The organism is Kitasatospora sp. NPDC001159 (assembly GCF_053598235.1).
Map to the genome: position 1 here is coordinate 1 of NZ_JBSFJV010000140.1, position 14,370 is coordinate 14,370.

A 14,370-nucleotide genomic window follows, 5' to 3' on the forward strand; every position below is an offset into this window, starting at 1 on the left:
CGGGGCCGAGCCGGTGGGACCAGCGCAGGACCAGGGCCGTCTTGCCGACCCCGGCGGGGCCGGTGACCAGCAGGAGCCGGCCGGTGGCGCGGGCGGTGCCGCACTGGTCGCTCAGCCAGGCCAGTTCGCTCTCCCGGCCGATGAACCGGCCGGGCGCGCGCGGCAGCCGGGCGGGGGCCGGGGCGGGTGCCTCGTCGGCGGTGGACCGGAGCTGCGCCAGAGCCTCGCGGAGCGCCGGTCCCGGGTCGATCCCGGCCTCCTCGGCCAGCCGGCGGCGGGCCTCCTCGTACACGGCGACGGCCTCGGCGGGCCGGCCCTCCTGGTGGAGGCAGAGCAGGGTGAGGCGGATGAGGGACTCGCGCAGCGGGTGGTCGGCGAGTGCCGTGGTGAGCTCGGCGGTCACGGAGCGGCCCCGGCCGGTGCGCAGCAAGCGTTCGGCGAGCTGTTCCAGAGCCTCGATCCGCAGGGTTTCCAGGCGTCCGGCGGCGGCCCGGCGCAGCGCGGCCGAGCCGCAGTCCTCCAGGGCGGGCCCGCGCCAGAGTGCGAGCGCCTCGCGCAGCAGCGGTACGGCCGTCCCGTCCCCGGCCGTCGCGCGGGCGCGGCCGAGCAGGAGGTCCAGCCGGTGGGCGTCGATCAGTTCGGGGTCGGCGTGCAGGACGTAGCCGGGCGCACGGGTGTCGAGCCGCAGCCCGCCGTCCAGGAGGGTGCGCAGCCGGGCGATGTGGCCCTGGAGCGCGGCCCGGGCGGTGGACGGCGGGGCGTGGTCCCAGGTGAGGTCGATCAGCCGCTCGACCGGGACGACCCGGTTGGCCTCCAGTGCGAGCGCGGCCAGGACGGCGCGCCGCCGGGAGCCCCCGACGTGGACGGGCACGCCGTGGTCGGTCCGCAGTTCCAACGGTCCCAGCAGGAGTATCCGCACGCCACACCCGTGTTCTCAGTCCGTCCCCGGCCCCCCGGCGTGCACCCTAGCCGGGCCGGCTGCCAGCCGGACGACCGGGGCCAGGGGGTACGGGCCTGGCGGCGCCGGGGGTGGAAGCGCTGCACGCCTGGCGGGGCGTTCCCGATCCGGACGCCCCGCCGCCCACACCGCACGCCGCGGCGCTGACCGTCAGGTGATCGCGCTGACGTGCCGGGTGAAGGCCCGGTGGTGCTCGGCGAGGTCGAGGTCGATGCGCGGCGGCACCCCGTCGTCTGGGTCGGTGAGGACGCACTGGATCAGGGTCTGGGCCGGCCGCTCCAGCGCCTCCCGCAGCAGGGCGGCCAGCTCGTCCGGCCGGTCGGTGCGGGCGACCGACGGGTAGCCGCAGGCGCGGGCCCAGGCGGTGAAGTCGGTGGCGGCGGCGGGGGTCTGCTGTCCGCCGGTGGAGGCGTAGGAGGCGTCGTCGAGCACGAGGTGGACGAGCGGGAGCTCGTGCAGCGCGCCTGCGGTGACCAGCGTGGTCGGGCGCGTAGTCGGCCCGCAGCGTCGGCAGGATCAGGTCGAGCAGCTCGGGTTCGGCGAGCACGGCCTCCGGGGTGCCGCCGTTCTCCCGCAGCTCGGCGACGAGTTCGGCCTCCGACCAGTGCGCCCGGCCGGGCTTCTCCCACTCGGAGCCCGGTCCGGCGGCGCCGCTGACGAACAGCCGCAGCGGGGGACGGGCGGCGGCGCGGGCGAGGCCGTAGGCGAGCAGGGCGCCCATGCTGTGGCCGAACAGCGCGTACGGCTCGTCCAGGTACGGCCGCAGTGCGGTGTGCAGCGCGGCCACGGCCTCGCGGTAGTCCGTCAGCGGCGGTTCGGCCAGGCGGCTTTCCCGGCCCGGGAGCTGGACGGTCACCAGCTCGACGTCCGCGGGCAGGGCGGCGGGCCAGGAGCGGTACAGCGCGGGACCGGCGCCGGCGGGGTGCAGGCGGAGCAGCCGGAGCCGGGCCCCGGGGCGCGGCAGCGGGGTGCGGGCCCAGGCGCCCGCCGTCACGGCGAGGGCGGGGTGGTGCGGCATGCGGCAGGGCCATTCGGTCGATTGGTCGGTCGATTGGTCGAGGGCAGGGCGCGGGGCCCGGATGTGGCGGTCCGGGCCCCGCGCTGGAGGGGCGGTCAGCCGGCCTCGGCCATCGCCCGGACCAGGCTCGCGGGCCGCATGTCGGTCCAGTTAACCTCGACGTGGTCGAGGCAGGCCTGCCGGGTGTCGGGGCCGTGGACGGTGGTCCAGCCGGCCGGGACTTCGGCGAAGGCGGGCCACAGGGAGTGCTGGTTCTCGTCGTTGACCAGCACCAGGTAGGTGCCGTCCGCGTCCTCGAACGGGTTCGCCATGGGGTGTGTTTCCTCTCCGGACTTCGGTGCTTCGGTACGTCGGGGTGGTGGTCAGGCGCGCCGCAGGGCGGTGGACACCACGCGGCCGACGGCGGCCAGGGGCGCGGGCCGGGTCATGTCGTGGTGGGCGCACGCGACGGCGGTGTCGACCACTCGCCCGGTGCGGTGAGCGCGCCACACCTCGGAGGTCGGCGCGGTCTCGGACCGACCATGATCGGCGGTGAAGAACAGCAGGTCGCCGTGGAACGTCGCCGGGGTGAACTTGTCCAGCAGTATCGTGCTGCGGACGAAGGTCTCGACGACGGCCGCCACCTCGGCGCCGGTCGCGAGCCCCGGCGTGCCGGCCAGCGCCGCCACCTGGTCCGGGGTCAGCGAGCCCGCTGCGGCAGGACCGTTCAGCGCGCGCAGCAGGACCGCGAGCAGCTCCTGCCGCAGCTCCGCGGTGTCCGGCCGGGCGACCCCGACGCCGGGGTAGCAGTCCAGCACCGCGAGCAGGTCGACGCGCTCGCCGGCCGCCTGCAGCTGCGTGGCCATCGCGTGTGCGACCGCGCCGCCGAAGGACCAGCCGAGCAGGTGGTGCGGGCCGCTCGGCTGGACCTCGCGGATCCGGGCCACGTACTCGGCGGCCATCTGCTCCACGTCGTCCGGCAGGCCGGCCGACTCCCGCAGCCCGCGGGCCTGGAGGGCGTACAGCGGGTGTCCGTCCGGCAGGTGTGCGGCCAGGCCGCGGAAGGACCAGCCGAGGCCGAAGCCCGGGTGGACGCAGAACAGCGGAGGCAGGTCGCCGCCCGTGCGCAGCGGGAGCAGGACGTCGAACGGGTCCGCGGCCACGCCCGTGCCCAGCCGGATGGCCAGCGCGGCGGGCGTGGGTGCCTCGAACAGGTCGCGCAGCCCCGCCCGGTGGCCGAGCGCGGCCAGCCTCCCGGCCAGCCGGGTGGCGAGCAGCGAGTCACCGCCGAGACCGAAGAAGTCCTCCTCGACGCCGACCCGGGGCAGCCCCAGCACCTGCGCGAACAGCTCGCACAGCTCCCGCTCGGTGCCGTCGGCGGGCTCGCGCCCGGCCGGGCGGTGGTCCGCCTCGGGCGCGGGCAGCGCGCGCCGGTCCACCTTGCCGTTGGGCGTCAGCGGCAGCGCGTCCACCAGCACCAGCGCGCTCGGGACGAGGTGCTCGGGCAGGTCCTCGGCGAGCTGCTTGCGCAGCACCCCGGGGTCGGGCCGCTCGTCGTCGGCCGGCACCAGGTAGCCGACCAGGCGGCGGTCGCCGGGGCGCTCCTCGCGGACCACCGCGCAGGCCCGGGTCACCGCCGGGTGGGCGGTCAACGCGGCCTCCACCTCGCCGAGTTCGATCCGGAACCCGCGCAGCTTCACCTGCTGGTCGGCGCGCCCGGCGAACAGCAGCTCGCCCTGCGCGCTCCACCGGGCCAGGTCGCCGGTGCGGTACATCCGGAAGCCGGGCGGGCCGTACGGGTCGGCGGTGAAGCGCTCCGCGGTCAGCCCCGGGCGCGCCAGGTAGCCGCGGGCCACTCCGGTGCCCGCCACGTACAGTTCGCCGACCATGCCGGGCGCGACCGGGCGCAGCGCGGCGTCCAGCACCCCCTCGCCGCCGAACACCACGGTGCGCAGCGCGGCGATCGCGCCGGTGGTGCACTCGCGCTCGGCGTCGAGCAGTTGGTAGAAGGCGGACGGGGTCTGGTTGAGCACCGTCACCCGCTCGCGGCGCAGCAGCGCCAGGACGTCGGCGGGTGAGCGGCTGACCAGGTAGGGCACGACGACCAGCCGACCGCCGTACAGCAGCGGGCCCCAGAGCTCCCAGACCGAGAAGTCGAAGGCGTAGGAGTGGAAGAGCGTCCAGACGTCCCGTGGGCCGAAGCCGAACAGCTCCTCGGTGCCGGTGAGCAGGCGGACCACGTTGCGGTGCGGTACGGCGACGCCCTTGGGACGGCCGGTCGAGCCGGAGGTGTAGATGACGTACACCGGATGGTCGGCCAGCAGCGGGGAGCGGCGGTCGGTGTCGGCGAGGTCGGTGTCCGCCTGGTCGGCGATGGCCTCGTCGTCGAGCAGCAGGACCGGGACGGCGGCCTTGGGCAGTCGGGCGGCGGTCGCCCGCTCGGTGAGCAGCAGGGCCGGGGCGGCGTCGGCCAGGATGAAGGCGGTCCGCTCGACGGGCGAGTCGGGGTCGACCGGGACGTAGGCGGCGCCGGTCTTGAGGACGGCGAGCACGGCCACCACCAGGTCCGTCGAGCGCGGCAGCGCCAGTGCCACGATGCGCTCGGGGCCGGCGCCGTGGGCGACCAGCAGCCGGGCGAGCCGGTTGGCGGCGGCGTTCAGCTCGGCGTAGCTCAGCTCGCGGCCCTCGCAGCTGAGGGCGACGGCCTCCGGGGTGCGGGCGGCCTGGGCCTCGAAGAGCTGCGGGATCGTGGCGGGGTCGGGCGCGGTGTGCGGGCGGGCCGGCGGCAGGGCGGCGGCGCGCTCGGCGGGCGAGAGTAGGTCGAGCCTGCCGGTCGGCAGTGTGGCGTCCGCGACGAAGGCGGCCAGGACCCGCTCCAACCGGGCCAGCACCTGTTCGGCGGCGGTCCGGTCGAAGAGGTCGGGCCGGTAGGAGAGCCGCAGGTCGAGGCGGGCGCCGGGCACCACCACGAGGGTGAGCGGGTAGTGGGTGGCGTCCTGGATGCGGGCCGAGCCGATCCGCAGGCCGTCGGCCGGGCCGGCCAGGGAGTCGGCGTCCACCGGGTAGTTCTCGAACGCGAGGACGGTGTCGAAGAGTTCGCCGGTTCCGGCCCAGCGCTGGAGCTCGGCGAGGCCGACGTGCTGGTGTGCCAGCAGGGCGGACTGCTCGTCCTGTAGGCGCGTCGCCAGCGCGGCCAGCGGCTCGCCGGGGGCGGTGCGCAGCCGCACCGGCAGGGTGTTGACCAGCAGGCCGACCATCCGCTCCACGCCCGGGAGTTCGGCTGGACGGCCGGAGACCACGGCGCCGAAGACGACGTCCTCACGGCCGGTGTGGTGGGCCAGCACCAGGCCCCAGGCGGCCTGGACGATGGTGTTCACGGTGACGCCGAGGCGGCGGGCGGCGGCGCTCAGACGCTCGGTCGACTCCGCCGGGAGCAGGGTCTGCAGGCGCTCCGGCAGCAGGGCGGCGCCGCGCTCCCCGGGAGCCGCCAGCAGGGTGGCCTCCTCGACGTCGGCGAGTGCGGCCCGCCAGGCCCGCCGGGCGGCCTCGCGGTCCTGGGCGGCGGCCCAGGCGAGGTAGTCGCGCAGCGGCGCGACCCGGGGCAGCCGGGCATCGGCGCCTTCCCGGTACAGGGTGAACGGCTCGTCGATCAGGACGCCCAGGGACCAGCCATCCTGGGCGGAGAGCACGCCGTCAGGGGCGACCGCGAGCTGCCCGCCGGCCAGCAGCGGCACCCACAGCTCGGCGGTGGAGGCGTCGAAGGAGTACGGCGCGTGCAGCAGGACACGCGCGTAGGCGCCGCCGGTGAAACGGCGGTCGGTGGCCAGGGCGACGACGCCCTGGTGGGTGGCGGCCACGCCCTTGGGACGGCCGGTGGAGCCGGAGGTGTACATCACGTAGGCGAGCCGGCCCCCGGCGGCGGGCACCGCGAGGTCGGTCGGGTCGCCGTCGGCGGGCAGCTCCTCGACCACCAGCACGGGCAGTTCGCCGCTCTCGTCGAGGCCGCGCGCATCCTCGGCGAGGTCCCGGTCGGTGAGCAGCACCCGGGCGGCCGTCTCGGCAAGGATGAGCCGGCGGTGGGCGAGCGGGTAGCGGGCGTCGAGCGGCACGTAGAAGCCGCCGGCCTTGACGACGGCGAGGATCGCCACCACCAGGAAGGGGGAGCGGCGCATCAGCAGTGCGACGCCGGTCTCCGGCCGGACGCCCCGCTCGACCAGGTGCCGGGCGAGGCGGTTTGGCGCGGGCGTTGAGTTCGCGGTAGCTGAGCTCTCCGCCGTCGAACAGCAGGGCGACGGCGTCAGGGGTGGCGGTGACGCGGGCCTGGAACAGCTCGGCCAGGGTGGTGCCGGGCAGCTCGGCGGCGGTGTCGTTGCAGGCGACGAGCTGGCGGTGCCGCTCGTCGGCGTCCACCAGCCGCAGCCGGCCGACCGACTGGTCGGCGTCGGTCGTGAACTGGTGCAGCAGGTCGGCGAGTCGGCCGAGCAGGCGGTGGGCGGCGGCGGAGTCGAAGAGGTCGGGGCGGTGGTCCAGCCGCAGGCTGAGCCGGGCGCCCGGGACGACCGCGAGGTTCAGCGCGTAGTGGGTGGCCTCCCGGCTGTCGGCGGCGGTCACGGTGACGGCCGAACCGGTCATTGCGAGCGACTCGGCGTCCAGCGGGTAGTTCTCGAACACCACGTTGGTGTCGAAGAGTTCGCCCAGGCCGGACCAGCGCTGCACCTCGGCGAGGCCGACGTGCTGGTGCGGCAGCAGCGCGGACTGCTCGGCCTGCAGCCGGGTGATCAGCCCGGCGACCGGCTCGGCGGCGGAGGTCCGCACCCGCACCGGCAGGGTGTTGATGAACAGCCCGACCATCCGCTCCACGCCGGGCAGTTCGGCCGGGCGGCCGGAGACGGTCGCACCGAACACCACGTCGTCGCGCCCGGTCAGCTGGGCGACCAGCAGGCCCCAGGCGGCCTGCACCACGGTGTTGACGGTCACGCCGAGACGGCGGGCGAGCGCGCCCAGTTCGGCGGTGGCCGGCTCGGTGAGCTCCCGCTCGACCCGGCCGGGCAGCACGGCGGCCCGCTCCCCTTCGGCGAGGGCCACCAGGCCGGGCTCCTCCAGCCCGGTCAGCGCCTCCCGCCAGGCCGCCTCGGCGGCGCCCCGGTCCTGGGCGGCGGCCCAGGCCAGGTAGCTCTTGTACGGGGCGACCCGGGGCAGTCCGGTGGCGTCCCCACCGTGCTGGTAGAGCGTGAACAGCTCGCCCATCAGCAGGGCGTTGGACCAGCCGTCCCACCGGATGTGGTGGTGATTGAGGATCAGCACGTGCCGCTCGGCGCCGAGCCGCAGCAGCAGGAAGCGCAGCGCGGGCGGCTTCCCGTCGGTGGGACGGGGCGGCCAAGACCGTCCCGCACCCGCTCCCCCCTCGCTACACTCCCCACTCCCAGGCCGTTGACCAGCGGGAATGGAGAAGTCCGGCTGGAGTACTAGCCGGCTAGAAGAACACCCCGCACCGCAGCAGCACATTGGCGTACGGCCGCGCCTCCCCCGTGCGGACCACCAGCCGGGCTCCGGCCGAGAGTTCCTTCAGCCGCTCGTGCGGGACCAGCTCCAGGTCCCGGAAGTGGTCGTCCAGCAGGGCCCGGTTGGGCCCGCGCAGCTCCTCTGCCGCCGTCGCGCCCTCCACCACCAGTTCGGCCAGCAGTCCGTCCAGCACCTCCGCGAACGACGGCACCCCGGCCCGGAACGCCAGGTCCACCACGCGCGGCCCGGCCGGGATCGGCATACCGGCGTCGCACACCAACACCCCGTCCCCATGCCCCAACTCCGCTATGGCGCCAGCCAGATGGCGGTTGAGGATCCCTGCCTTCCTCACAGCGCGTCGACCTCCTCCGCCGTCGGGTACGACTCCTGCGCGCCCCGCTTCGTCACGGCAGCCGCGCCGACCCGGGCCGCGTACCCCGCCGCCTCGGCGAGACCCGCATCCGCGCCCAGCTTCCAGCCCAGCGCGGCGGTGAAGGCGTCGCCCGCCCCCGTCGTGTCCACCGCGTCCACCTTCACCGACGCGACCCGCGTCACCCCCGACGAGTCGCACACCAGCGCCCCCTGCGCGCCTAGCGTCACCACCACCGAGCGTGGCCCCTTGGCCAGCAGCAGCTTCGCCCAGTCCTCGGGCTCCTCGCTCACGCATGCGTCGCCCAGAATCACCCGGGCCTCGTGCTCGTTGACGATCAGCGGGTCGCAGGCCGCCAGCACCTCCGCGGGCAGCGGCTGCGGCGGTGACGGGTTCAGGACGAAGCGGCTGTCCGGGGACAGCTGCCGTACGACCGCCACGACCGTCTTCAGTGGGATCTCCAGCTGCGCCGACACCACCCGGGAGGCGTGGAAGAGGCTACTTGCCGCGCGGACGTCCGCCGGGGTGAGCCGGGCGTTGGCACCCGGGGACACCACGATGCTGTTGTCCCCTCCAGGGTCGACGGTGATCAGCGCCACGCCCGTCGGCGCCCCGCCCACCAGCACGCCGGTCGTGTCGACGCCCGCCGAGCGCAGGGAGCCAAGCAGCAGCCGGCCGTGGCCGTCGTCGCCGACCCGCGCCAGCAGGGCCGTACCCGCACCGAGCCGGGCGGCGGCGACCGCCTGGTTGGCGCCCTTGCCGCCCGGGTGGACGGCGAGGTCGCCGCCGAGCACCGTCTCACCGGCGGCCGGCCGCCGCTCGACATCGATCACCAGGTCAGCGTTGGCCGACCCCACGACCAACAGGTCGTAGTCGTACATCAGTTGACTCCCCTTGTTCCCCGTGATTGCGCTGAACCGCCCCCGGGCGGACGGCCGCCACCCACGATGTACCTCGTGGTGTACGACCGCCCGCCCGAGCCGTCCGTCGTCAGCCGCTGAATCCGGCCACGTTGTCCTGCGTGACCACCTTCACCGGCACCTTCACCATCGACTCGACCTTCTTGCCCTGTACGGCCTGCAGCGCGTTGTCCACGGCGATCCTTCCCAGCTCCGAGGGCTGCTGGGCGACCGACGCGTACAGCGTGCCGTCCTTCACCGCGGTCAGGCCGTCCGGGGTGCCGTCGAAGCCGACGACCTGGACCGACGTACCGGCGTTGGAGCCGAGCGCCTTGACCGCGCCGAGCGCCATCTCGTCGTTGGCGGCGATGACGCCCCGGACGTCCGGGTGGGCCTGGAGCAGGTTGGACATCACGTCGAGGCCCTTGGTGCGGTCGAAGTCGGCGGGCTGCTCGGCCACCACCTGGATACCGGGGTAGGCCTGCAGACCCTGCGCGAATCCCGCCGCCCGCTCCCGGGCCGCCGACGTACCCGCCAGGCCCTGCAGGATGACGATCTTGCCGCTGCCGCCGAGCTTCTCGGCGATCGACTTGGCGGCCAGCTCACCGCCGGCCACGTTGTCGGAGGCCACCAAGGCGTTCACATCGGCCTTGTTGACGCCCCGGTCGACGGCGATGACCGGGATCTTCGCCTTGCCGGCGGCCTGGACCGAGTTGCCCGCCGCGTCCGAGTCCACCGGGTTGACGATGATCGCGCCGAGGCCCGTACTGGTGAAGTTCTGCAGCTGGTTGGCCTGCTGCGAGGCGTCGTTCTGGGCGTCGGTGACGGTCAGGTCCACGCCCAGCTTCTTCGCCTCCGCCTGGGCGCCGGCCCGGATCTGCACGAAGAAGGGGTTGTTGAGGGTGGACAGCGACAGACCCATGCGCGGGGTCGCGGCGGACGAGGACCCGCTGTGCAGGAAGGAGGTCGCGCCGACGACCGCCACGGCCACGACGGCCGCGAGCGCGTACGTCGCCGCCTGCTTGCCTCTGCCATCCGGAGTACCGCCCGCGGTCGCCCCGGCCTTGCGGCGCACGGCGTCCAGCAGCACCGCCAGCGCGATGACGATGCCGATCACGACCTGCTGCCAGAACGCCGACACGGACAGGAGGTTGAGGCCGTTGCGGAGCACCGCGAGGATCAGCGCGCCGATCAGCGTGCCGGACGCCTTGCCGGTGCCGCCCGCGAGCGAGGCACCGCCGATGACGACCGCCGCGATCGCGTCCAGCTCGTAGCCGCTGGCGGCCTGCGGCTGCGCCGAGGACAGCCGGGAGGCCAGCACGATGCCGGCGATGGCCGCGAACAGACCGGACAGGGCGTAGATGGCGAGCTTCTGCTTCGACACGCCTAGCCCCGACAGCCGGGCCGCCTCCTCGTTTCCGCCGATGGCGTACATCGAGCGGCCGATGTACGTCCGGTTGAGGACGAGGGCCGCGATCAGCCCCATGACCACCATGACCAGGACGGGCACCGGCAGCCAGCCGCCGAGCGTGTCACCGAGATGCGAGACCGAGCCCGGGAAGGCGATCGGCGAGCCCTGCGAGATCACCAGCGCGAGACCACGGCCCACGGACAGCATCGCCAGCGTCGCGATGAACGGCGGCAGCTTGCCATAGGCGATGAGGAAACCGTTCACCAGCCCGGCCACGACACCCGTGGCGAGGCCGAGAAGCACCGCGAGCACCACCGGCACCCCGTGCTGCGTCGCGCTCCAGGCCAGCACGGTTGCCGAGAGCGCGGCCACCGACCCGACCGACAGATCGATACCGGCCGAGACGATCACGAAGGTCACGCCGAAGGCGAGGATCGCCGTAACGGCGGCCTGGACACCGATGTTGAGCAGATTGTCGGTGGTCAGGAAGTCCCCGGAGAGCGCCGACAGGGCGATAACCAGGACGATCAGCGCGGTGAGCGCGCCGTTGTCGAGGAGCAGCCGGCGCAGGCCGCCGGGAGCACCCGTCGCGCCCGTCGTGCTCAGCGTGTCAGTGGCCACGGATGGCCTCCTTCTGGGTCTTCTCGGTCTTCTCGGTGGTGGGGGTGGAGACGGCGAGGGACATGACGGCGTCTTGGGTGGCCTCGTCGCCGGCGAGCTCGCCGGCGATCCGGCCCTGGGCCATGACCAGCACCCGGTCGCTCATGCCGAGTACCTCGGGCAGATCGCTGGAGATCATGAGTACGGCGGCCCCGGCGGCGGTCAGTTCATTGATCAGCTGGTAGATCTCGACCTTGGCGCCGACGTCGATCCCGCGCGTCGGCTCGTCGAGGATCAGCACCTTGGTGTCGGCCAGCAGCCACTTGCCGATGACGACCTTCTGCTGGTTGCCGCCGGACAGGGTTCGCACATGCTGCCCGAGGCCCGCCATCCGCACCCCCAGCTGCCGGGCGATGCGCTCCGCGGCGACGTGCTGCGCCTTGCGGTCCACGAGCCCGCCCCGGGTGGCGGCCCGCATGGTGACGAGCCCGAGGTTCTCCTCGACGGAGGTGTCGAGCACGAGCCCCTGTCCCTTGCGGTCCTCGGGCACGAGCCCGATCCCGGCGGCCATGGCGGCGCTCACGTCATACCGCTTGAGCTGTGTGCCGGAGACGGTGACGGCCCCGCCGTCGTAGGGGTCGGCCCCGAACACGGCCCGTACGACCTCGGTCCGCCCGGCTCCGACGAGCCCGGCGATACCGACGACCTCGCCGGCGTGCACCTCGAAGTCGACGTCGTGGAAGACCCCGTCCCGGGTAAGCCCTTCGACGGACAGCAACGCCGGGCCACGGTCGGGCCGTTGGCGCGGGTACTGCTGCTCGATGGACCGCCCGACCATAAGCCGTACGAGCTCGTTCTCGGGCGTGGAGGCCTGAACCTGCCCGACGCTCTTGCCGTCCCGGATGACGGTGACCCGGTCTCCCAGGGCGGCGATCTCCTCCAGGTGATGGGTGATGAAGACGACCCCGACCCCGTCCTCGCGCAGCGAGCGCACGATGCCGAAGAGCTTCTCCACCTCCTCCGAGGTGAGCACGGCGGTCGGCTCGTCCATGATGAGCACGCGTGCGTCCAGGCTGAGCGCCTTGGCGATCTCGACCATCTGCAGCCGGGCGATACCGAGTTCACGCACACGCGCGCGCGGTGACACCTTCACAGCCACGCGCGCGAGGAGGGCTTCGGCGTCGGCCTCCATCTTCTTCCGGTCGATCATCCCGAAGCGGCGAGGCTGCCGCCCGAGAAAGATGTTCTCGGCGACGGTCAGGTCGGGAACGAGGTTGAACTCCTGGTAGATGGTGGCGATTCCGAGCCGCTCGGCGTCCTGCGTACCATGGATACGCACTTCCTGGCCGTCGACGCGAATCCGGCCGGCATCGGGCGTATATGCGCCGGAGAGCATCTTGATCAGCGTGCTCTTGCCAGCGCCGTTCTCACCGAGCAGCACATGGACCTCGCCCCGGCGCAGATCGAAGTCGACGCCGTCGAGCGCGACCACGCCGGGGAAGGTCTTGCGCATGCCCTCGATGCGCAGCAACTCGTCCGGGTTGCTCACGATGTGCTCCTTTGCACTGGGGAGGGGGACTGGGCGGGGGATGGGGCGGGGGATGGGCTGGTGGCCGGGGCGGGTGGCTCACCGCACGACCGGCGCACGACGAGCCGGGCGGGCAGGGTCACGGACCGGGGTGTCCGCCCCTCGATGCGGTCGATCAGGGCCCGTACGGCGGCCCGTCCCAGCTCACTGGTCGGCTGGGCGATCGTGGTGACGGGCGGGTCGGTGTGCACGAACCAGGGGATGTCGTCGAACGCGGCCAGCGCGATGTCGTCCGGGACACGCAGCCCACGCGCGCGTACGGAGTCCAGGGCGCCGAGTGCCATGAGGTTGTCGGTGGCGAAGACGACGTCCGGTGGCTCGGGGAGGTCCAGGAACCCCTCGGTGACCCGCCGCCCGCTCGCGGCCTGGAAGTCGCCCTGGCCTGTGTAGGCGTCGGGGAGCGCAAGCCCGTACTCGGCGAGCGCGGCCCGGAAGGCCTCGACGCGCTCACTGCCGGTCGTGGTGGCGGCGGGCCCGGCGATGATGGCGAGCCGCCGGTGCCCGAGGGAGTGGAGATGGGCGACTAGATCCCGGATGGCGGCCCGTCCGTCAGCCCGTACGACGGGCACGTCCACGCCCGGGATCCACCGGTCCACAAACACCATGGGGGTCCCGGCGCGGGCGGCGTCGAGCATGAGCGGCGACCCGCCGTCGGTGGGCGAGACGAGCAGCCCGTCGATCCGCCGCTCCAGCAGGTTCCGCACGTGATGATCCTGGATCTCGGGCTGCTCGTCGGCGTTCCCGATGATCACGCTGTACCCGAGCGCCCGTGCCTCCTCCTCGACCGAGCGGGCCAGCTCGGTGAAGTAGGGATTCAGCACGTCGCTGATCACGAGCCCGAGGGTGCGGGTCTGATCGGTTCGCAGAGAGCGGGCGACGGCGTTCGGCCGGTACCCCAGCTCCTCGACGACGGCGAGCACACGCGTGCGTGCGTCCGCGCTGACCGACGGGTGCGCATTCAGGACACGCGACACCGTGGCCACGGACACCCCGGCCGCGGCTGCGACATCCTTGATACTCGCCAACGTCGGCTCACCTCCTCGTGAGACTCCCTGGTGGAACGGGCGACGGTATAGCCGTGGAGTCGTGTAATCGATTCCACGCCGTGGCCGCAGGAAGGATTGGAAACGATTACATGAGGCGGAGGCAAGAGGGTGAGGGTGGCCGAAACCTAATCGTGACTGGCGTCGTTGGAGTGCAGGAACGGCTGGACGGTGGCCGAGGCCGCGCCTACCTCACTGTCCTGCGGGCTCGGCACCCCGGCCTGTCCGCAGCAGCATCGCCTGTCCCTGGGCTACTCGAAGCGCGCGGGGTCGCCGGCCCCCGGCGGACGATCTCCGCCTCGCCGCCGGAGAAGTCGACCACGGTCGTCGGGACAGTGCCGCAGTCGCCGGAATCCACCACGGCGTCCAGCACGTGGTCGAGCCGCTCCTTGGTCTCCCACCCCTGCGTCATGGGCTCCTCCTCCCCGGGGAGCAGCAGCGTGCTGGAGACCAGCGGCTCCCCGAGCTCGGCGAGCAGCGCCCGGGTGACCGCGTGGTCAGGTGGAGGCGGGGTCTGCCCCGGGCATCACGAGTCCGCGGGCAAGCACAAGTCGGGGCGCAGACGCCACGGCAACCGCTGGCTCAACGCAGCGCTCGGCACCGCCGCGATGGCGGCCTCCCGCACCCGGGATCGCACCTACCTCGGTGCCCGCTACATGCGGCTCATGCCCCGCCTGGGCAAGAAGAAGGCCCTCGTTGCACTCGAACACACCCTGCTGACCGCCGCCTGGCACATCCTCACCAACGACGTCCCCTTCCACGACCTCGGCGGCGACTACTACACCAAGCACGACCCCGAACGCGCCCTCCGCCGCATCACCCGGCAAGCAAACGCCCTCGGCCTGACCGTCCGCTTCGAACCCATCGAAGCCGCGTGATCACCACCGGCCCGCGGTCAGTCAGACGTTATTTTCGTGTCAGACCCTCAGGCGACCACGCCGCCACCAACGTGACAACGCCGTTGGAAGGTCTGGTCTGCGATTCGGATCGCTCTGTGCGTTT

Annotated in this window: 10 protein-coding genes and 3 pseudogenes; 1 reads left to right on the top strand and 12 read right to left on the bottom strand. The window is 73.5% G+C overall.

Going from position 1 to position 14,370, the window contains the following annotated elements:
* The 12 genes and pseudogenes from ACWC9T_RS37580 to ACWC9T_RS37635 form a co-directional block, all read right to left on the bottom strand.
* Positions 1–919 (bottom strand): BTAD domain-containing putative transcriptional regulator (locus ACWC9T_RS37580; RefSeq protein WP_449825534.1); only part of this gene is annotated, 919 nt, incomplete at its 3' end.
* Between the two features lie 189 nt (positions 920–1,108).
* Positions 1,109–1,435, bottom strand: a complete 327-nt coding sequence (locus ACWC9T_RS37585; RefSeq protein WP_449825542.1) for a thiamine pyrophosphate-dependent enzyme — start codon at positions 1,433–1,435, stop codon at positions 1,109–1,111.
* Between the two features lie 22 nt (positions 1,436–1,457).
* Positions 1,458–1,976, bottom strand: a pseudogene (locus ACWC9T_RS37590) (thioesterase II family protein); the annotation flags it as partial.
* 95 nt (positions 1,977–2,071) lie between these two features.
* Positions 2,072–2,287: an MbtH family protein gene (locus ACWC9T_RS37595; protein ID WP_449825535.1), complete on the bottom strand. Its 216-nt coding sequence runs from the start codon at positions 2,285–2,287 to the stop codon at positions 2,072–2,074.
* Between the two features lie 51 nt (positions 2,288–2,338).
* Positions 2,339–6,256: an alpha/beta fold hydrolase gene (locus tag ACWC9T_RS37600; RefSeq protein ID WP_449825543.1), complete on the bottom strand. Its 3,918-nt coding sequence runs from the start codon at positions 6,254–6,256 to the stop codon at positions 2,339–2,341.
* 100 nt (positions 6,257–6,356) lie between these two features.
* Positions 6,357–7,460 (bottom strand): annotated as a pseudogene (locus tag ACWC9T_RS37605) (condensation domain-containing protein); the annotation flags it as partial.
* Positions 7,429–7,809, bottom strand: coding sequence for a D-ribose pyranase (gene rbsD, locus ACWC9T_RS37610; protein WP_449825536.1), 381 nt, complete (start codon positions 7,807–7,809; stop codon positions 7,429–7,431). The gene rbsD and the pseudogene ACWC9T_RS37605, both read right to left, overlap by 32 nt.
* Complete coding sequence (locus tag ACWC9T_RS37615; protein ID WP_449825537.1) at positions 7,806–8,708, bottom strand: ribokinase; 903 nt, start codon at positions 8,706–8,708, stop codon at positions 7,806–7,808. Before ACWC9T_RS37615 ends, rbsD begins: the two co-directional genes overlap by 4 nt.
* Positions 8,709–8,817: 109 nt before the next feature.
* Positions 8,818–10,758, bottom strand: coding sequence for an ABC transporter permease/substrate-binding protein (locus ACWC9T_RS37620; RefSeq protein ID WP_449825538.1), 1,941 nt, complete (start codon positions 10,756–10,758; stop codon positions 8,818–8,820).
* Entirely contained in the window at positions 10,748–12,286 is a 1,539-nt protein-coding gene (locus ACWC9T_RS37625; protein ID WP_449825539.1) for a sugar ABC transporter ATP-binding protein, read from the bottom strand. The genes ACWC9T_RS37620 and ACWC9T_RS37625 overlap by 11 nt, the downstream gene beginning before the upstream one ends.
* The gene (locus tag ACWC9T_RS37630) at positions 12,283–13,350 is read right to left on the bottom strand and encodes a LacI family DNA-binding transcriptional regulator (protein WP_449825540.1); all 1,068 of its coding nucleotides are present in this window, start codon (positions 13,348–13,350) and stop codon (positions 12,283–12,285) included. Before ACWC9T_RS37630 ends, ACWC9T_RS37625 begins: the two co-directional genes overlap by 4 nt.
* A 269-nt stretch (positions 13,351–13,619) precedes the next feature.
* A pseudogene (locus ACWC9T_RS37635) lies at positions 13,620–13,870 on the bottom strand (L-threonylcarbamoyladenylate synthase); the annotation flags it as partial.
* Between ACWC9T_RS37635 and ACWC9T_RS37640 the strand changes: the two are divergent.
* Positions 13,779–14,246 (top strand): transposase, encoded by a 468-nt coding sequence (locus ACWC9T_RS37640; protein WP_449825541.1) that lies wholly within the window; start codon positions 13,779–13,781, stop codon positions 14,244–14,246. The pseudogene ACWC9T_RS37635 and the gene ACWC9T_RS37640 sit on opposite strands and share 92 nt — an antisense overlap.
* The last annotated feature ends 124 nt before the right edge of the window (positions 14,247–14,370 follow it).